The 18,994-nt window shown below is 36.1% G+C and carries 19 protein-coding genes; 8 read left to right on the forward strand and 11 right to left on the reverse strand.

The annotated features are described in order from the left end of the window. Nucleotides 1-289 precede the first annotated feature (289 nt). The 4 genes from hslR (at nt 290) to V6255_RS14415 (ending at nt 4,420) form a co-directional block, all read left to right on the forward strand. Nucleotides 290-694: a ribosome-associated heat shock protein Hsp15 gene (gene hslR, locus V6255_RS14400; protein ID WP_341628788.1), complete on the forward strand. Its 405-nt coding sequence runs from the start codon at nt 290-292 to the stop codon at nt 692-694. Nucleotides 695-723: 29 nt separating this feature from the next. Next, complete coding sequence (gene hslO / locus V6255_RS14405) at nt 724-1,584, forward strand: Hsp33 family molecular chaperone HslO (RefSeq protein WP_341628789.1); 861 nt, start codon at nt 724-726, stop codon at nt 1,582-1,584. Between the two features lie 174 nt (nt 1,585-1,758). Beyond that, on the forward strand, nt 1,759-3,378 hold the full coding sequence (gene pckA / locus V6255_RS14410) for a phosphoenolpyruvate carboxykinase (ATP) (protein WP_341628790.1): 1,620 nt from the start codon (nt 1,759-1,761) through the stop codon (nt 3,376-3,378). A 370-nt stretch (nt 3,379-3,748) separates the two neighbouring features. Then, a complete protein-coding gene (locus tag V6255_RS14415) occupies nt 3,749-4,420 on the forward strand; it encodes a CAP domain-containing protein (protein ID WP_341628791.1) in 672 nt (223 codons plus the stop codon). 262 nt (nt 4,421-4,682) lie between these two features. Here V6255_RS14415 and V6255_RS14420 read toward each other — a convergent pair whose 3' ends face one another. After that, the gene (locus tag V6255_RS14420) at nt 4,683-5,210 is read right to left on the reverse strand and encodes a protein disulfide oxidoreductase (protein ID WP_341628792.1); all 528 of its coding nucleotides are present in this window, start codon (nt 5,208-5,210) and stop codon (nt 4,683-4,685) included. Nucleotide 5,211: 1 nt separating this feature from the next. Then, on the reverse strand, nt 5,212-7,320 hold the full coding sequence (locus tag V6255_RS14425) for a protein-disulfide reductase DsbD family protein (RefSeq protein ID WP_341628793.1): 2,109 nt from the start codon (nt 7,318-7,320) through the stop codon (nt 5,212-5,214). Nucleotides 7,321-7,654: 334 nt separating this feature from the next. Here V6255_RS14425 and V6255_RS14430 point away from each other — a divergent pair, with 334 nt between their 5' ends. After that, nucleotides 7,655-8,644, forward strand: a complete 990-nt coding sequence (locus tag V6255_RS14430) for a 2-hydroxyacid dehydrogenase (protein WP_341628794.1) — start codon at nt 7,655-7,657, stop codon at nt 8,642-8,644. 77 nt (nt 8,645-8,721) lie between these two features. Here V6255_RS14430 and V6255_RS14435 read toward each other — a convergent pair whose 3' ends face one another. After that, complete coding sequence (locus V6255_RS14435) at nt 8,722-9,177, reverse strand: isoprenylcysteine carboxylmethyltransferase family protein (protein WP_341628795.1); 456 nt, start codon at nt 9,175-9,177, stop codon at nt 8,722-8,724. 226 nt (nt 9,178-9,403) lie between these two features. Between V6255_RS14435 and V6255_RS14440 the strand changes: the two genes are divergently transcribed. Further along, nucleotides 9,404-9,973, forward strand: a complete 570-nt coding sequence (locus tag V6255_RS14440; RefSeq protein ID WP_025564559.1) for a phosphoribosyltransferase — start codon at nt 9,404-9,406, stop codon at nt 9,971-9,973. Nucleotides 9,974-10,102: 129 nt separating this feature from the next. Here the strand turns inward: V6255_RS14440 and V6255_RS14445 are convergent, their stop codons facing one another. From V6255_RS14445 to V6255_RS14465, 5 genes are all read right to left on the reverse strand, one after another. Beyond that, complete coding sequence (locus V6255_RS14445) at nt 10,103-10,702, reverse strand: ACP phosphodiesterase (protein WP_341628796.1); 600 nt, start codon at nt 10,700-10,702, stop codon at nt 10,103-10,105. A 19-nt stretch (nt 10,703-10,721) separates the two neighbouring features. Beyond that, on the reverse strand, nt 10,722-11,603 hold the full coding sequence (locus tag V6255_RS14450) for a DMT family transporter (RefSeq protein ID WP_341628797.1): 882 nt from the start codon (nt 11,601-11,603) through the stop codon (nt 10,722-10,724). A 145-nt stretch (nt 11,604-11,748) separates the two neighbouring features. Beyond that, the gene (locus V6255_RS14455; RefSeq protein WP_341628798.1) at nt 11,749-12,240 is read right to left on the reverse strand and encodes a GNAT family N-acetyltransferase; all 492 of its coding nucleotides are present in this window, start codon (nt 12,238-12,240) and stop codon (nt 11,749-11,751) included. Between the two features lie 62 nt (nt 12,241-12,302). Further along, entirely contained in the window at nt 12,303-13,082 is a 780-nt protein-coding gene (locus tag V6255_RS14460; protein ID WP_341628799.1) for a hypothetical protein, read from the reverse strand. Between the two features lie 98 nt (nt 13,083-13,180). Then, nucleotides 13,181-13,717 carry an XRE family transcriptional regulator gene (locus tag V6255_RS14465; RefSeq protein ID WP_341628800.1) on the reverse strand — a complete coding sequence of 179 codons (537 nt, stop codon included), beginning with the start codon at nt 13,715-13,717 and terminating at the stop codon, nt 13,181-13,183. A 69-nt stretch (nt 13,718-13,786) separates the two neighbouring features. On the opposite strand from V6255_RS14465, the gene V6255_RS14470 reads away from it, so the two are divergent. Further along, nucleotides 13,787-14,977: a benzoate/H(+) symporter BenE family transporter gene (locus V6255_RS14470; protein WP_341628801.1), complete on the forward strand. Its 1,191-nt coding sequence runs from the start codon at nt 13,787-13,789 to the stop codon at nt 14,975-14,977. A gap of 4 nt (nt 14,978-14,981) precedes the next feature. On the opposite strand, the gene V6255_RS14475 is transcribed toward V6255_RS14470, so the two are convergent. After that, the gene (locus V6255_RS14475; protein WP_341628802.1) at nt 14,982-16,181 is read right to left on the reverse strand and encodes a methyltransferase; all 1,200 of its coding nucleotides are present in this window, start codon (nt 16,179-16,181) and stop codon (nt 14,982-14,984) included. Nucleotides 16,182-16,828: 647 nt separating this feature from the next. Here V6255_RS14475 and V6255_RS14480 point away from each other — a divergent pair. After that, nucleotides 16,829-17,380 carry a PEP-CTERM sorting domain-containing protein gene (locus tag V6255_RS14480; protein WP_341628803.1) on the forward strand — a complete coding sequence of 184 codons (552 nt, stop codon included), beginning with the start codon at nt 16,829-16,831 and terminating at the stop codon, nt 17,378-17,380. 116 nt (nt 17,381-17,496) lie between these two features. Here the strand turns inward: V6255_RS14480 and V6255_RS14485 are convergent, their stop codons facing one another. Next, nucleotides 17,497-17,688 carry a hypothetical protein gene (locus tag V6255_RS14485; protein ID WP_341628804.1) on the reverse strand — a complete coding sequence of 64 codons (192 nt, stop codon included), beginning with the start codon at nt 17,686-17,688 and terminating at the stop codon, nt 17,497-17,499. Nucleotides 17,689-17,742: 54 nt separating this feature from the next. Continuing rightward, nucleotides 17,743-18,396 (reverse strand): hypothetical protein, encoded by a 654-nt coding sequence (locus V6255_RS14490; RefSeq protein WP_341628805.1) that lies wholly within the window; start codon nt 18,394-18,396, stop codon nt 17,743-17,745. Between the last annotated feature and the right edge of the window lie 598 nt (nt 18,397-18,994).

Genomic DNA, 18,994 nt, shown 5'->3' on the forward strand with positions numbered 1-18,994 from the left:
TCCTGTAACTAAATCATTAAATATCAATTCTTATTGCTGTCATATTAATGCTAACGAAGCTGTTTATAAAAAGATATCATAAGACAATTTCAATAATGGGACTTAGGCTATAAGTTTAAGGTGCAGTTGTCGATAAAATAACGACTTTATAATCAATATTATGGCATAAACACGCCTTGATTTATCTGCTTTTGACCCCATCTATAAATAATCAGTTCATTATTTTGTTTTAGTTTAGTAAATAAGTGCTTTTTGCTATACTACACTTCGCTTTTTCGAGTTATAAATTATGACAAAATCAACAGTCAGATTAGATAAATGGTTATGGGCAGCTCGGTTTTATAAAACCCGAGGCTTAGCACGAGATATGGTGCAAGGTGGCAAAGTTCATTATAACGGCCAACGCTGTAAAGCGAGTAAAATAGTAGAAATTGGCGCAACACTATCAATACGTCAAGGCGAACTTCTGTTTGAGGTAACCGTTCAAACGATTTCAGAGCATCGCAGAGGTGCTCCGATTGCACAAACGCTATATCAAGAAACAGAAAAAAGTGTCGTTAAACGAGAACAACACCAATTGCTTCGTAAACTAAGTTTACAGAACGCGCCACATCCAGATCGTAAGCCAAATAAAAAAGAACGCCGTGAGTTAATACACGCAAAAACACAACGTAACACAGCGAATTTTGACTAGCCGCTGCAGAATATATATTGAGAGACTTTATGACAGACCAACTACAACGCTTCCTATTTGATGATTTTGAAATTCGTGGTGAAATTGCACAAGCACACAGTGCATTTGAACAATGCATTGATAACCACGACTACCCTGCTGAAATAGCGAATACTATTGGAGAACTGCTAATAGCAACTAGCTTACTAACCGCAACCTTAAAGTTTGAAGGGAAAATAACCGTACAAATTCAAGGTGATGGTCCACTCAGCATGGCAGTCATTAATGCGAATCAAGATTTAGAAGTACGTGGTACAGCGCGTTATGAAGGTGATACAACAGGTTTATCATTTTCACAACTAATTGGTAAAGGTAATCTGATGATTACTATCACACCTGAAGATGGTGAACGTTACCAGGGTATAGTTGCACTTGAAAAAGAAACACTAGCGGCATGTTTAGAAGATTACTTTGTTCAATCTGAACAACTCGCAACTAAAATCAGTCTATTTGCAGATAGCCACGCAACTCCTGTGCAGGCTGCGGGTCTATTAATTCAAACATTACCAGCTCACAGTGATACGCATGAAGAAGACTTCGCTCATGTATGTGCATTAGCTGGGACGATTAAAGCTGAAGAAATTTATACATTACAAAATGATGAATTATTATTTCGTTTATATCATCAAGAGAAAGTACGTCTATTTGAAATGCAACCGATTAGCTTCAAATGTGGTTGTTCACAAGAACGTTGTTTATCATCATTAGCATCTCTTAATGAAACAGAAATAAAAGAAATATTAGAAGAGCAAGAAAGCATTGATATGCGTTGTGAATATTGTGCAACAACTTACTCTTTTAAAGAAAAAGATCTTCAAATTTTATTTACTTCTACAGACCCAAAACATTAATTATCATACAAAAGTGTGACCTCACAAAGTTGCCATAGATATTTTTCTGTGGCATCTATTTGATCAAGAATTAGACTCAGATCCCACTTCTTTTGCCACAATTCACTTACTCTCCAAATTCTTACTTCACTTTTTTTTAATAGAAAGATCATAAGTTATAAGGGGAAAAATAACATGGCTCAGACAGTACTATCGACAACACAACTGGAAAAATACGGCATAACAGATATCTCTGAGGTTATTTACAATCCTAGTTATGAAATCCTATTTATAGAAGAGACAGCAACCTCTTTGAGCGGCTGTGAAAAAGGTATCATTACTGATAATGGAACCGTTGCTGTTGATACTGGCATTTTTACTGGTCGTTCTCCTAAAGATAAATATATATTAAAAGATGACACGACTCGCGATACTGTTTGGTGGAGCGATCAAGGTAAAAATGATAATAAAGCGATTGATCAATCAACTTGGTCGGCGCTTAAAACAGTCGTAACAGACCAACTTTCTAATAAAAAACTCTTTGTGGTTGATGCCTATTGTGGTGCTAATGTTAATTCACGTTTAAAAGTGCGTTTTATTATGGAAGTTGCTTGGCAAGCACATTTTGTCACCAACATGTTTATTCGCCCAACTGCGGAAGAATTAATTGATTTTGAACCTGATTTTGTAGTGATGAATGGGTCAAAAACAAATAACCCAAACTGGAAAGAGCAAGGGTTGAACTCTGAGAACTTTGTTGCCTTTAACTTAACTGAAAAAATACAGGTTATTGGCGGTACTTGGTACGGTGGAGAAATGAAAAAGGGTTTATTCTCTGTCATGAACTACTTATTACCTCTCAACGGTATGGCCTCTATGCATTGCTCAGCCAATGTCGGAAAAGCTGGCAATACGGCTATTTTCTTTGGTTTATCTGGCACTGGTAAAACAACACTTTCAACAGATCCTAAACGTCAATTGATCGGTGATGATGAGCATGGTTGGGATGATGATGGTGTATTTAACTTTGAAGGTGGGTGTTACGCTAAAACAGTACGTTTAAGTGCTGAAGCTGAACCAGATATCTTTGGAGCGATTAAACGTAATGCTCTACTAGAAAATGTGATGATAGATGAACAAGGTGTTGTTGATTATGATGATGCCAGTAAAACTGAAAACGGCCGAGTTTCATACCCAATTTACCATATTGAAAATATCGTGAAACCTATCTCAAAAGGCGGTCATGCACAAAAAGTAATCTTTTTAACCGCCGATGCATTTGGGGTTTTACCGCCAGTATCTAAACTTACTAAAGCACAAACACAGTATCACTTCTTATCTGGCTTTACAGCTAAGTTAGCGGGTACAGAACGAGGGATCACAGAACCTACCCCTACTTTTTCAGCGTGTTTTGGCGCAGCTTTTTTAAGTCTACATCCAACACAATATGCAGAACAATTAGTGAAGCGTATGGAAGCTTGTGGCGCAGAAGCTTACCTGGTAAACACCGGATGGAATGGTTCTGGCAAACGTATTTCAATTAAAGACACCCGCGGTATTATTGATGCTATTTTAGATGGATCGATTGAAAAAGCAGAAACGAAAACTATCCCATTATTTAACTTAGAAGTACCCATTGCATTACCTAATGTAAATAGTGCGATTTTAGATCCTCGTGATACTTACGCTGATACAGAAGAATGGAATACTAAAGCAGAAAAACTAGCGCATTTGTTCATTAAGAACTTTGATCGTTATACCGATAAAAAAGAAGGTAAAGTATTACTTTCTGCCGGGCCAATATTTACAAGTTAATCAACACTTAGTTATTAATACCGATTACATTAAATATGTTATCTAAATTTTGCGCTAAAAAAACAGTTCAATTCAAGGCGTAAATGGCTGTTTTAACCAGTAAAATAGATAAGCCATTTATTGTGATTGGTATAATAGGCTACCAAGCCCATATTCATATGTTTAACGTTATATTAAACAGTGAATATGGGCTTTTTTTATTTAAGTGTTTTATTTTTTAAATCGGACACCCCATATACAGTGCTTTAGGTGAGGTTGAACTTAGATTAATAAGACTTGTCTATTTTTTCCAGAAAAAGGATTTAAATATAATTGCTTATTTCTAACTAAGAAAATTTAGATAATCAACTACCCTATAGGAAATAATAAAATGAAATATTGGTTAGCCTCTTTACTTTGCATATTGATGGTCACTGGATGTGGTAGTAATTCATCAAGCAGCACAACTGAATCAACGAGTGCCAACGATATAGAAGACACCTCAACAAGTTCGCCTACTGAGGTTGATCAATCAAATAATGAAAGCACTTCCGATGAAACCTCAGTTAATGATTCGGCAACTGATTCTCCGACTACAACTGATACCGCGACAGCAAGTGTCGATTACAGCCTAATGACATGTGAAGATGACTTATCTGATGTATTAGCACTAATTAACCAACTTCGTATTGAAAGCCAAACCTGCGGTGATACGAGTTACCCAGCCGTAGCAGAAGTGGCTTGGAGTAGCACATTAACATTAGCTGCCACTGAGCATTCAAATAATATGGCAAATTATAACTTTTTCGATCATACAGGTTTAGATGGCAGTACTGTTGGCACACGTGTTACTGCACAAGGTTACACGTGGAGTCGTGTGTCTGAAAATATTGCCGGCGGTCAAACTTCAGCACAAGAAGTTGTTGATGGTTGGATGTCTAGTGAAGGTCACTGCACTAATATCATGAATGCAGATGTGACTGAGATGGGATTAGCTTGCCAAGTAAATAGTGACTCTGACTATCAGCGTTATTGGACTCAAGTATTTGCTAAACCAAGATAGCTATAAAATTTAAAAGGAATTAGGCTTAATTCCTTTTAAATCATTACTTAGATTAGCGGCTATATATACTCGTCACCATTCAAGATGCAAAAATCAGAAAGTCCTGCGGGTCGCCAACTCGACAACCGATACTGCGTTGTAACACTCGATAAGGAATCGTCATTACCATCATGTTACGCTTGGCCGAGTTAACGACTGAATAATACATCTTGGTTGATAATGAGTATACATAATGGCTTTGAATGAATAAGCCTGATTTAACTTAGCTTAACAACATTCTTACCCACATACCAAATGGACTAGTGAACCCAGTTGTTACAGAAGTTACTTCTCCTTTGTTAATCACAAGGATAGTCGGCGTTAAACTAATTCCCCATTCACGACCTATTTCCCCTTTAGGATCATTGACTACAGTAAAATCATAATCTTTAGCACCAAGGTATTGTTGCACACGCTTATTTTCACCAGAATTCAGTGCAACAGTAACCACTTGCATCTGACCACTCACAAAGTCTACAGAGGGAGAAACGAAGCTACAGACACTGCACCATGTAGCCCAGAAATAAACTAAAACAGGCTTATCTTGACTCATTGCGGCCAAATCAACCTTGTCACCTTGTACACTGGTTGCCACTAATTCAGGTGCTTTACCAGATGCAATGGATTGAGCTCGCCATATATCAACGCCCCAACCTAATGCCAATGCTAAAAACACATAAACAGCTAGAGATCTCAGTCGAGCTCCCCAGCTTTTTTTAGGTTTAGGCTCTTGAGGGTTTGGTTCCGTCATTTTATTGCCCCTTAGCTTGTTGTAAGGCATTGAGAACATCTTCGCTATTTAAAATAGTAGATAACTCAATACCATTAGGTGCCGCTGGACCATAAACAATATTAAAAGGAACACCATAACGCCCGAATGATTGTAAGTAAGCTGTCACCGAGTCAGAACGTACTGTCCAATCACCACTCATCGCTATAACACCATCTTCTTGTAATGCACTGTAAACAGGGTTTTGCAATAACACACCAATTTTATTGGCCTTACAAGTGACACACCATTTTGCAGTCACATCTACAAAGACAACATTGCCTTTATTCACTTCTTGTTCTATTAACTGTGCATTTAATGGTACCCAAGTGATCTCATCTTGTAATGGGTTGGCCCAATGCTTAGCCGTTAAACTACCTACGATCAAAACAATAGCTGCTACGATCATAAATATACCAAAAGTGATAAAGAATAAACGTTTACCATGCTTTTTCAGGATCAAAACAGCAAATATAACTAAAATAAGCGCAGCAACTAAAATGGTATAAAGTAGTCCGATAAAACTACTTAACAAACTCACTAACCATAGGCACGTTGCTAAAATAAGTAATCCAAACACTAACTTAATAGTCCCCATCCACTTACCTGGTTTAGGCATTAACAAGGCAATACTTGGGAACAAGGCAATGAGTAACCAAGGCAATGCCATCCCTAAACCTAATGCAGTGAAGACAGCAAATAACTGCCATGCCGATGCACCTAATGCAAATGCAACCGCCGTCCCCAAGAAAGGTGCGCTGCAAGGTGTTGCCAATAACGTTGCAAACATACCTTGTAAATAATGGCCTAGATAAGAATGCCCTCCTTTTGTTGCTAACCATGTTTGCATTGAAGAAGGTAACTGAATTTCAAATAAACCAAGCATATTAGCGGTAAATATCGCAGTGACAATAACCATGAAAGTAATGAAGTAAGGACTTTGGAACTGAATCCCCCAGCCTAACGCTTCACCTGACAGTTTAAGTACTAATAGAAACAGAGCGAGCAACCAGAACGAACTAATAATACCGGCACTAGAAGCTAAAAATTGCTTACGAACTTGTGAACGTTGACTACCATCGACACCTAATACTGAGCTCAATTTCATCCCTAAAACGGGTAAAACACAAGGCATGATATTTAAAATTAAACCACCTATTAATGCCACCAAGAAAATAGACCAAATAGACTCACCAACCACTGAAATGGTCTGATTGCCTAAGGTAGTCGCAACTTCTACAGCAATATCTGCATCAACCACTGTAATATTGACATTCGCATTACTTAAATCAACTTCACCACCCCAACTACTCGCATTAAACGTCGCTGTAACTTGTTTTCCTGACACTGAGATAATAGGTTTAGAAAAGAAGACATTCTCTAATTCAGGATCATTACTATCAATGAATACGTCAGGATTTCCCCACCCTATTTGATGTGATAGCTGCACTGAGACTTCTTGATTAAATTGATCCCATGAACTGATAATATTTGTAATATTGGCATTATTCTTTTGTGCTTTGATGGCACTTTGATCAACTAAAATCGGTACACTACTAGCGGCTTGCGCATAAGCAAAAGCAACATCTTCATTAATACTGAGGCCATTAGGATCAAAACTTAAATCAATTTCGTAATCAGTTAACACACAAATCGTGGTGCATGACGCTAGCGTTAACGTACCTTTTAATCGACTGACTTGTTGAGGATCTTTCAGTTGTAACTGAATGGGGAAATGAATTTGATCTTTATAACCAACTGTTTCAACGCCTAATACAGGGTAACGTTTAGGGGTTGGCCAAGACCAATCAACCGTATCAATATTATATGATTGATCAGTCCACTCAAATGTAGGAGCAACCCCGCCTTCACCAGGAGATCGCCAATATGTTTTCCAATCTTTCGCTAAATCAACATTCAAAATACCATTCACAGTATTTTCTTGAACTTGCCCTGTTAGCTGCAAATTAACTTTAACAGGTAGGTGGTTAAAATTAGTGATCCATCCTGTTTCTGGCGCTTGTGCAAATGCACTACTGGAAAGACTGACAATGAACAGTAATGATGAAAAAAAATGCTTTAAAAAGGACATGAAAACTCCGAGAAAATACCAAATGAAATAGTTTGTAGCATAAATACCGCCTGTGACCGAATAAAAATTAAAAAGTTCGCCATGAGCACCAACAGTTGACCGTCAATAACCTCAATTTATTGCACTTCAAATATAATAATTAATGAAAGAATTTATATCGTTATTAATATGCTTATTTATATAACAACAAAGTAATCCCTTTGCTTAAGTTACGACGTATAAGGTGTACAATTGTAAAATATAAAACAACAATAGATATTATCTGTATTGCTGTTATTGATTAAAAGCACGATTATTTTATTACAATATTACTTTTCAACACGGAGTTCCCTTTATGAAAGTCGCAATGTTCAGTTCCCGTAGTTATGATATTCAGCATTTTAAACCATTGATTTCAGACCCAATCAGCATTAACTTTTTTGATACTCAACTTAATTCACACACCGCAGCACTGGCAACAGGCTATGATGCGATATGTGCGTTTGTAAACGATGATTTAAGTGCGCCCGTTTTAAATCAACTTCACGAGTTAGGTATTAAATATATTGCCATGCGTTGCGCTGGCTTTAATAATATTGACTTATTTTGTGCAAAATCACTGGGTATGACGATTGTTCGTGTTCCTGCCTATTCACCAGAAGCCGTAGCAGAGCATGCCATTGCATTATTAATGACGCTTAACCGACGTACACACAAAGCATATCAACGCACCCGTGATGCAAACTTTTCATTAGAAGGGTTAGTTGGCTTTAATCTACACGGTAAAACCGTTGGAATTATCGGGACCGGTAAAATTGGATTAGCAACAATGGCCATTTTTAAAGGTTTTGGTTGTAAAATATTAGCTTCTGACCCTTACCCATCAGATAAAGCGACGGCATTAGGCGCAGAGTACGTTAGCTTAGAAACACTCTTTGAAAACAGCGACGTGATTAGCCTGCATTGCCCACTCACTAGTGACAATAAACACTTATTAAATAAAGACACATTTGCATTAATGAAAGATGGTGTCACCATTATTAATACCAGTCGTGGTGGTTTATTGAATGCACATGATGCTATTGAAGCATTAAAATCAGGCCGTATTGGTGGCTTAGGTCTAGATGTATATGAAGAAGAAGAGCATTTATTCTTTAATGACCATTCAAGTGAAATTATTGCCGATGACATTTTCCGTCGTTTGTCTGCTTGCCACAATGTGATATTTACAGGTCACCAAGCTTTCTTAACTAAAGAAGCATTAACTAGCATTGCACAAACAACGCTCGATAATTTACGCGAACTATTAGAGGATGACACGAGTGTTAATCAAGTTAGTGAATAGTCACTAACATTACTCAACAGATAAAACCCCAATAAGCTTTATAAGTTAAGGGTTTTATCTGTTTTTATACGCTACCTTTAAAGCCACCGCCTGACTTTCTGCTTATAGTCGATAAATGACGGTGCAAAAAGGATTTCTAACGCAACCTCTTCCGGCTTAATGAAACGTTTATTCATTGTCATAATATAAAGAGGTAATAAAACTAAACTCAATAGATTACCCAACAACAAAACCTCAGCGATTAAGATCCCCAATAATCCTAAATACATGGGATTTCGAGAATAACGATATATTCCAGAAGTGACTAAACTCGTGGTTTTTTCAGGTGTCGTTGGATCGACTGTCGTCTTTGCCTTTTTAAACTTCCAACCACTACTCAGGATGACTAACACAGAAGCACACAAAACAAAGCCAGAAAACCCATTCAAGACAAGTGAACCAACATTAAAAAAAGGAATTAACAAGCTCATCAAATATATCATGAGCATAAATAACAGAGTGACTAACGGAGGATACTTCATCATTCGTTGCATTTGATTACCCTTTTCCCATAAACAGATCATTAAATAAAGTGTTACTAACACTAAGATCAATAAAAGCATCACGATTAAATGCCAGAATAAATAATAGTAACGTGTTGTAAATCTATAACTTACCTTGTGTAGCCATTATTTTATAGGATTTTTAGCATGCAAATTGTGCAGAGAGGTCTTTTTTAGTTTAAACTGCGCGACTAAATTAATTCCAGAGGAAAATGATATGTCTGATAAAGTCTTTATCACTGCACAACAATTACTTGAAGACTCATTTCGTCTTGCAGCACAAGTTTACGATAGTGGTTTTCGCCCACAGTTTATTGTTGGTATTTGGCGTGGCGGCGCTCCAATCGGTATTGCAGTTCAAGAATTCTTTGACTATCAAAAAGTAGAAACAGATCATATCGCAGTACGTACTTCTTCTTATTACGGTATCGGCAAACAAAGTAAAACAATTAAAGTACACGGTTTACATTACATTATTGAAAATGCTAATGCCGATGATGGCTTGCTAATTGTAGATGACGTATTTGACTCAGGCCGTAGTGTTGTTGCGTTAACTGAAAAACTAAATGAAGTAATGCGCTTAAATATGCCACGCGACGTACGCATAGCAACGCCTTATTACAAGCCTAAGAACAAAGCCGTATCTATTGTGCCAGACTACTATATTCATGAATCAGATGAATGGTTAGTATTCCCACATGAAGTATCAGGTTTGTCACCTAAAGAAATTTCTGAAGGTAAAAGCGACTTAAAAAATATCGCACACTTGTTTACTAGAGAAGACTAAACAATGACTTATAGTTAATTAAGTTTAAAGTAGCTTAAGCTTAATAATACTATTTTATAAAAGGAGACTATTTCGTCTCCTTTTTTGTATCGAAAAAATTAAACAACAACTAAAAAAGTGAATAATCACTTACCTTTTAACCTCTATAAATTCTTGGCTCGCTTTTAACACATCCTCATATAAAGCAAAAAATACGACGCTCAGATCTGCATAATTTTCTCTCAATATTTTTCCTGTTTCAGCTAAAGGTGCCATTCGTTCGCTTCGTGTTGCCATACGTTTTAAAGCATACTCAATATTTTCTATCTTTTGATAGGACTCGAGCCACTTATCTTGCCAAACCCAACCATTAATACGTTCAAAACGTTCTGGTAAAATAACGTCCTTTACTTGTGTTTCACTAACAATCTTTTGTTCTGCTAATTGGCAAAATTCAGCTAAAGTTAAATGATGAAAAGTGGTCCAATGTCGAGCTAAGAAATGATCCCAGAACATATCAAGTGCAATGGGAGCGTAACGCCGTAATACTTTAGGAAATAGTAATTTAGCAGCGAGTACTTGTGGGTGTTTATCCGTAAAACTATCGACATAACGATGTAAACGGATACCTTGGACTATGTTAGTAGGAAATTGGCCATCAGGATTGCCTTTAACGAAATCTCCTAAAAAATTACCACTAAAACTCGTATTGGTAGAAGCCGCGATATGTAAATGTGCAAGATAGTTCATAATGGCTTTACCTTAATCGCTATTGAGTTTGTATGTTTTGGCTAACGTTAACATGGCGTTTACTGACCACGATACCAGCAAAAACAACAAAAATACTTCCCCATTGCCAAAGCGTTAATATCTCATTTAGTAATAATGCCGATAATAACAAAGCAAAAATAGGGACTAAGTTTGAATAAGCAGCGGCGGTTAATACTGAGCTTTTTACAAGTGCATAGTTATACATCCCATAAGCACCTAGTGTCACCGCAGAACCTAAATAAACAATATTCATTAACGCATTAACATCATGTTGTGGTGGTAACTCAATGAAAAATAAAAAAGGGGCAAAAAACACGGTACCTGAAAAACCTTGTAAAGCGATTAATGACAAAGCGGAGTATCTATTCAATAAATGTTTCATACTAACAACATAGAAAGCAGCACATACCATGGCTAAAAATTCTAACGTATTTCCGAGTAAAGGATTCGGAGCATGATCCGTATTAGGAGAAACCATACTTAACAAAATACTGCCCGCAATACAAAAACTGAAACCTATAATGATCTGCTTACTGAGTTTTTCTTTAATTAAGAAGAACGCAAACAAGGCCACCATTAATGGTAAGCAAGAGACAATAATGCCAGCCTGCGATGCAGAGGTATATTGCATTGCATAACCTTCAAATAAAAAATATAAACACGGCTCAGCTAACGACATAACCAACAACCACTTCCAATCGCCCTGTTGATACTCAAAACGTTTTATCCAACGCCACAAACATAGACAAATGAGAAGAGTGATTAACATCCGTAAAAAAATAACAAAAGACGGAGGGTAAATATCAATCGCCGCTTTCAAAGCAACAAAGGAACTACCCCATAAAAAAGTAGCGATTATAAAACAGAGTCCTGCTGGCATAGGTTATCTCTAAAAATACATCAAGGGCGGTAAAATGATGACTGTAAAACTACTTTTATTTTTTATCATCACTTTAAAAGAGCACTATTAATAGACGTTAAGTAATAGGCCTTAGGGTGTTACTAGGGGGTAGTAATGTCCATGTTTATTCTATTTCTTGATGATATAAAACGAACCCTCTCGCTTGGTAATTAGCGAGTGCACTAGGGTGATCCAAACTGCACGTGTGCACCCAAACTCGCTTAGCATTACAAACAGTCCAAGCTTGTTGAATTGCATATGTTAATAAATAGCCACCAAAACCTTTACCAATAAAAGTAGGTGCCAATCCAAAATATTTAATTTCAACTTCCTGTTCTTCACTCACTTCTAACTCAAAATAACCCGCGATAGCACCTTGATAATACGCTACCCAAGTACGTAAATTATCGCGCTCAGCATAGTTTTTCCAAGATTCATCAGACTCATTTAATTTGTCCAACCATTCCCATTTCTCGCCTACCAAAGAATATAAGAAACGATTAAAGCGATATTCTTTAATAATGGCTTCGGAAATAGTTAAGCCATCAACTTTTAATTTTTCGTTAAGTTGGTTTGCTTGCTGCATTTCTAAATAGTAAATAGTAGTTTGACTCATTCTGTTCCCTTATTGACACCATCTCAGCTATAAATTTACGCTTATAACAATACACTTAAGCACTAGTGAGTCGTCGCTTTTTCATATAACTCTTTAAAACCTTTAGCACTAAATACAAAGCTTTCTTCGCCTGTATAAGGCTTTAATTTAACCACTGTACTCTTCATGAATTGATCAAGCACAAAGTCATTACCTTCTTCTGTATCGGCATAAAACGCCACTATTTTCTCTTTACATAGAAGAGTGAATTTAACTAAATCATCATTAACATACATAGGCACTGACTGAGATTTCTGAAGAGATTCATCTTCACAGCCTTTTTCCGCACTTGCTTGAAAGAACACGCTCAGGCGCTGATATGATCCTCTACCTAATATAGCGACTAATGATCCGCTAATCACTTCCTTAGTAATAATCATTTTCTGCTTTTTATTAATATACCAACCTTTACTCTCTTCCACTTTCGTTTGTATAGGAATGTTATCTAAGTACTTAGGCATATCATCAACATAAATATCTACCGCTCTTGCAAAATTTTTCCAACGCTCTTTTACAGGTACATAATAATAAGCTAAATCGATAGCCTGACCATTAACCGTCAACTCCCATAAACCTTTGTAATTAGCATCTTGTATTGCGACCTGGTCAATAACAATATTTTGAGGGAGCACGTCACCACATGGACTACATAGTTTTTGAATAACATGGATATTTTCAGTTTGTAAAAGCTGCAAAGCGGCATTCGCTTCTTTCTTGCTGATTCGTTGAGCTTGATCGGCATAAGCAATGGTACAAACAGTACATCCAAGAAACACGACCAACAAACGTTTGATGATATTCATTAATTTTTTGAACCTTATTTTTATAAGCCATTTATTTGTAAGAAATTTTTTTGTAATTAACTTTCTCAGTTAAGGATTTTTTATATTCAGTGTTTATATTAAGAATAATGAATAATATTAAAAAAACGTAAAGGGATATCACCAATATTACGATAAATATGAGGCTGATCGGCATTAAACTTAGCTTTTTCACCTGTATTCAATGTCTTCCATTGTCCACCAGCAAAATACTCCATGCAACCACTGGTGACGACAATATGCTCTATAACGCCTATTTGATGGGCCTCTGAATGTTGCTCATGACCCACTGTAAAACATAGCTCAAACATCTCAATACCGGTGCTTTGATCATATTCGAAAATAGTTTCAATACTAACAGTATGTTCTTGATTAAAACCTTTAGTGTCACTATCTAAGGGGCTCTTTTGCCCTAAAAACTCTGATAAAGGTAATTCAAAACCTGTTGCTATTTTCCATAGTTTAGCAATTGTCGGACTTGATTCACCTCGTTCTATTTGTCCTAACATTGCCTTGGAAACACCACAATGTTGACTTGCTACCTCTAAACTCCAGCCTTTATTAGCTCGCATTTTTTTCAGCTGTGTGGCTACTGTTTTATTGATTGAATCAGACATATTTACCTTGTGCGTTATAACAGTCGATGTTAACTTTGTTTTTTGTACGTTAAAACGCACAAGGGTATTATGAAAACACTTTTCCAACAGGTCAACTCAATAATTGCAGCAATGAGTGCAGGGTTAGTCGCAGTGATCGTCGGATTTTCTAGCTCAATAGCATTAATATACCAATTGGTAATTAATTTAGGTGGTGACAGCCATCTTGTGGCAAGTTGGCTTCTTGCACTAGGCACGAGTATGGGTATTTTAAGCATTTTACTTTCATACTGCTATCGCATTCCAATACTTATTGCTTGGTCTACGCCAGGGGCCGCATTACTGATTGCCAACATACAAGGCTTTGACCTTAACCAAGCGGTTGGTGGTTTTATTGTCTGTGCATTGTTGCTATTTATTTTCCCATTATTAATACCACTGGATAAATTATTTAAATGGTTACCTACACAGTTAGCTTCAGCAATGTTGGCTGGTATTTTATTGAAGTTTGGCTTTGCTGTTTTTACACAAATGGAACTTCAACCAATTTTAATTATTAGTATGTTTATCAGTTATTTATTAGCAAAAAGATTGATACCACAATGGACCTTATTAATTGTCATCGTTATTTCAGCGATCTTAGCTTGGTACTTACAACTGATTGAAAGTAAAGTAATTGAATGGCAATGGAGTGAGTGGCAGTTTATCAAACCTGCATTTTCATGGTCAGTCATTGTGGGGATAAGTTTGCCTTTATTTATTGTCACCACTGCCGCTCAAAACTTACCAGGCATAGCCATGCTGCAAAGTTTTGGTTACCAAGCCCCCATTAAGCGAATTTTATCACTGACTGGTTTATTTAATATTATCGCAGCTCCGTTTGGTGGTTATGCACTCAACCTAGCAGCTATTAGTGCTTCAATTTGTATGACTGAAGATGTACATAAAGATGCTAATAAACGCTATTGGGCAAGCATTTGGGCTGGTATTTTTTATATTATTTTAGGGTTGCTAGCTGCCTATATCATTGCTTGGTTCGCCCTACTACCAGAGTCATTAATATTAGCCTTAGCGGGCATTGCATTATTTGGCACCATTACTCATAGCTTACAGCAAAGTGTTAATAGTAAATCTAAACACATTAATGAAGCAGCAGTGATCACCTTACTCATTACAGCATCTCCCATTGCTTTGTGGGGATTAAGCTCAGTGGTATGGGGCGTTATCGGAGGGTTATTAGTTTTATTGTTCAGCCAATTAAGGTTTAAAAAACACCATTAAAAAATTAACGTGATGCCTGAATTAAAAGATTACGGGGAGTAATATTGGCATCGCAAAATATTGATATATTCACTTGATAACCCGCCTCTTGCAAACTTAACGCACGGTCATAAACTAACCATAACTCTAAGGGGCGACGGAAGAATTGTGATACTAACTCACCACGTCTTAAGCGATTAAAACGCACTTTACCTTGAACTAAATACATCGATAAATCGGCTGGTAATTCAATATCCAATTGTTTATATGCTTTAACCCATTCTGCAAAATCTCTAAAGTTATTGGATAACAACGTTTTGGGGAAACTAGGTACGGTTAAGTAGTCTTCTGTTTTTAAAAGTGCCTTTTGTAAACAATCAAAACTTAGACGCCACCAAACTTCTTGATCATTTAATTGTGTTTGTCGCTCTCCAGACGTACTTTGTTGTGCCACTGCTAACTTCAAATCCTGTTTGTTTAAAGTGATTGATGATAATAACTGGCTTTGTTGTGAAGCATAAGAGGACACCGCTTGGTAATTATCATGTTCAGTCAAATGGTAGCAACATGGACTTATGGTTACTTTTTCTGTTAATACTTTTTTAACACCATTAATAAGATGCACATGTAAATCACCACAAGCATGCAAAGCAACAACATGCTGTTCTTTATTAAGTAATTGGCTGCCCTCCCCCAACAAAACATTAGCGACAAAGAAAGGTTGTGATATAGATTGTTGTTGGGCTAATGCCTGGCCTTGATTGCATAGCCCAGCATTCCATTCCACTGCACTGATTTCATTTTTTGTCTTATAATGGATCAACCTCCCTAAATGTCCTTTACCAGCACACCACTCTAAAACAGGGAGCGTCTCATCTATATAATGAGAGAATCGATCTATTTGTATCCATTTTCGTCCTTTAATTCCTTTTTTTAACCAAAAAGGCACATCAAGATCATGGGTAAAATTGTTATTGTTAATATCAAAAAGAGGATCATTTATATTCAATAATTCGGGAATAAATTGCTTTAATAATGGGTATAACGAAGCAGGGTTTTGCTGATAACTCAGTAATTGGTTATCATCGATACGGTGTAAAAAGTTAATTAATGCGCTATTGCCTGAAAAGGAGGGGTAATCATTTAAAATGAAAGCATTATAGTGCCAGTATTGTTTCGTTGCCGTTAAATAACGATCAATCTTATCAAAATTATGTTTTAACACACGACATCCCGCTAAAAACTTCAAAAATATGTTTAATTTTTTAAGTGGTTAAATAGAAACTTTATTATCGAATAACCTTGATGGTCATTCTATATAAAAAATTAATAACAAATGGTTAAATAACCTCGATAATAAAATGATGTTCTAAGTTTAAGTATTATAAGGGAAGAGTAATTGACTATAAAAAATCATCTAATAGATAAATCAAAAAAAATAACTATAAATCAATCACTTACTGGTTAAAATATAAATTTAATTAATAAAAATCCGACTATCTCCAATTAGATATCGAAAAATCTTACACTAAATTAACCCAATCAATACTTTTTAAATATAAAATTTAAACTAACCAAAAATAGTTATAAAACAAATATCACAAAAAAACAAAGCGCATTAAAAACAAAGAGTTACAACAAACTCATAATGTCCTTAAATAAACTAAGGTTTAAAGCTTAAACTACAAATTTATTTATACTCAAAAAACACCGTTGAATAACTTTACAACTTAAATTAAATATCAAATAAAAAGCACTTTAAACACCTTGATAAATAAGTAAGGCATTGATAAATAAAAGATTTAAAAGTTGGCACATTACATGCTGTATTACTATATATGGAATTATCCATTTATACGAAGGAGAGAACACATGAAAAAATTTATTACGTTAATCACTAGTTCATTTTTACTTTTTTTAGCAACCAGCTCTGCTTATGCAACACCTATTGAAGGTGTTATACGATTTACAGGTTCTGCAACAGTGACTGGTACATACCCGACAATTAGTTCAATTGCGTTTACTGATACTTATGTTAGTTTAACTGATGCAAATGTAACAGGTGATTTTGATGGTTTAGAAGGATGGGCTGCAACATTCACTGACTATACTTTCGGAGATTCTTTACCTTATGTACTTTGGGCAGTAGATTCTTTTACATTCACAGCAACTAATTTTTCAATTGATAGCCTTAATCCAGCTCTAGGCGGTGGATTAACAGGTACAATTTCTGGTTCAGGATTCCTTACAAGTACAGACCCTCTATTAGATACAACTAGTGGATTATGGGCCATTACTGGTGAGTTATTAAATGGACAAGTGTCTTTCTCAGCAACTACCGTTCCAGCTCCAGCCGGTGCAGCATTATTAGGTTTATCTTTATTAGGCTTTGGTTTCGCTCGTCGTAACAAAAAAGCTAAATAAGACGCTTTTCTTTATAAATTGAGTAATTCTATAAAGCCTAACAATCGTTTGATTGTTAGGCTTTTTTTATATCAACACTGAAGAGTATTAAATAAGAAAAGCGTATTCAAAATATCTTATTTTTTGTCATTAACCTTAGTACTAGCTTCGCTCTTTATTTCGCATGTTTTAACTTTATTATGCGCTTCGTTATCTGATGTCACAGGGTCACTACAACAACTGCCAAAGTGAACGCCATCTAACCATTGTTGTAACTCTTCTTCGCTCGGTTTGTTAGCTTTATTTATTTGTTCTTTTTTATCAGTCATATACTTTCCTTTACAAGTAAAAAATTCTTTATCAGAGGGCCTTATTAGAAAACCTTAAATACCAATGCTATCTAGTATTTCTAAGAACACATCTTCTCGAGTTTTAGGAGTTAAGTTCGGATACAAACGACATAAGCGGATTGCTTGGCTAAACTTCTTTTTACCTAATACACTCAACACTTTTGTAAACAATGCTTCATCTAAAAAAAATGTTTTAACAGCATGTGTTACTGCGTCATCTAAAGAGACGTATTGCACCCCATCAAACTCAAAACTTTCATTATCGCTATCCACTACTAATAACTCATTATTAATAACTAGTGGCCAACCTTGATAATTAATACGCGCTTGCATCATTTCAAACATAGGCCATGCACTACGCTTGAAGCCCTCAAACGCACTGCCTTCTAACTCCGACTCTTCTAATTCTTGTTTCGTCCAATTAGAGCCGATACTAAGTACTTTTTGATGTTTGGTAGTAAGTGCTTGTTTAACAGCATCACGATAACTGTAAATAGAAGGAAATGCAGAACGCGTTACGATATTCGCACACTCTTTACAGCTAGGTAAACTCAATGCTTGGTGATCTAAGATATTGATTTCGTATTCATGCTTAGGGAACTTAATTTTTTTATCGCTTGGCTCACCACAAAACCAGCAAGTATTGCGATAGTTAAAAGGAACTTCGACAGCAAAGAAAGTGGCCATATTATTTACCCGTAAAAAGAGCTAAGGGTACGTTTTGAATCAAAAATAATCAATGATCTAATTTCTTCGGCATATATTAAAGCTGCACTTAGTAGTCGATCTGATTGCAGTAATTAATTGTAAGAATAGTGATGGAGTTTAATAGTCATTATAGAGTCTGATTAAAGTAGCGCGATATGATAAAAACTTTTCTAATATGTAAAAACAGGAAAGGGCAGCCTAAGCTGCCCTAATTTAGTCACACTATCAAATCCATGATAGAAGTTGCTCCATGCAATAAATCCATTTGACTACCGCCATACTAGGCATCCTCTTCCCAAATCCTTTGAGCTTCTTCCTTGTTTCATATCCTTATCCGACAAACATCCAGTTCATCAATCCAACATCCTGCTGGCTTCTTCCATGACACATCCATATTTAATAAACATCCTGCTTATTAACTGCTCCCTATCCTTGGAAGGTGTCCTTATTACATCCTGTAATATCTTCCGTGCTCTTCCTTAACGATAAACATCCTGCTTATCTAACTCCAATTCTTGAAGCGTCCTTATTACATCCTGTAATATCTTCCGTGCTCTTCCTTAACGATAAACATCCT

The sequence above is a fragment of the Psychromonas arctica genome, assembly GCF_038155225.1.
GTDB lineage: Bacteria > Pseudomonadota > Gammaproteobacteria > Enterobacterales > Psychromonadaceae > Psychromonas > Psychromonas arctica_B.

Coding starts and splice junctions, on each gene's coding strand:
- hslR (WP_341628788.1), top strand. CDS start 290: ATGACAAAATCAACAGTCAGATTAGATAAATGGTTATGGGCAGCTCGG.
- V6255_RS14455 (WP_341628798.1), bottom strand. CDS start 12,240: ATGAGTCAAACTACTATTTACTATTTAGAAATGCAGCAAGCAAACCAA.
- V6255_RS14490 (WP_341628805.1), bottom strand. CDS start 18,396: ATGGCCACTTTCTTTGCTGTCGAAGTTCCTTTTAACTATCGCAATACT.
- hslO (WP_341628789.1), top strand. CDS start 724: ATGACAGACCAACTACAACGCTTCCTATTTGATGATTTTGAAATTCGT.
- V6255_RS14460 (WP_341628799.1), bottom strand. CDS start 13,082: ATGAATATCATCAAACGTTTGTTGGTCGTGTTTCTTGGATGTACTGTT.
- V6255_RS14430 (WP_341628794.1), top strand. CDS start 7,655: ATGAAAGTCGCAATGTTCAGTTCCCGTAGTTATGATATTCAGCATTTT.
- pckA (WP_341628790.1), top strand. CDS start 1,759: ATGGCTCAGACAGTACTATCGACAACACAACTGGAAAAATACGGCATA.
- V6255_RS14450 (WP_341628797.1), bottom strand. CDS start 11,603: ATGCCAGCAGGACTCTGTTTTATAATCGCTACTTTTTTATGGGGTAGT.
- V6255_RS14440 (WP_025564559.1), top strand. CDS start 9,404: ATGTCTGATAAAGTCTTTATCACTGCACAACAATTACTTGAAGACTCA.
- V6255_RS14420 (WP_341628792.1), bottom strand. CDS start 5,210: ATGACGGAACCAAACCCTCAAGAGCCTAAACCTAAAAAAAGCTGGGGA.
- V6255_RS14465 (WP_341628800.1), bottom strand. CDS start 13,717: ATGTCTGATTCAATCAATAAAACAGTAGCCACACAGCTGAAAAAAATG.
- V6255_RS14425 (WP_341628793.1), bottom strand. CDS start 7,320: ATGTCCTTTTTAAAGCATTTTTTTTCATCATTACTGTTCATTGTCAGT.
- V6255_RS14435 (WP_341628795.1), bottom strand. CDS start 9,177: ATGCAACGAATGATGAAGTATCCTCCGTTAGTCACTCTGTTATTTATG.
- V6255_RS14485 (WP_341628804.1), bottom strand. CDS start 17,688: ATGACTGATAAAAAAGAACAAATAAATAAAGCTAACAAACCGAGCGAA.
- V6255_RS14480 (WP_341628803.1), top strand. CDS start 16,829: ATGAAAAAATTTATTACGTTAATCACTAGTTCATTTTTACTTTTTTTA.
- V6255_RS14470 (WP_341628801.1), top strand. CDS start 13,787: ATGAAAACACTTTTCCAACAGGTCAACTCAATAATTGCAGCAATGAGT.
- V6255_RS14415 (WP_341628791.1), top strand. CDS start 3,749: ATGAAATATTGGTTAGCCTCTTTACTTTGCATATTGATGGTCACTGGA.
- V6255_RS14445 (WP_341628796.1), bottom strand. CDS start 10,702: ATGAACTATCTTGCACATTTACATATCGCGGCTTCTACCAATACGAGT.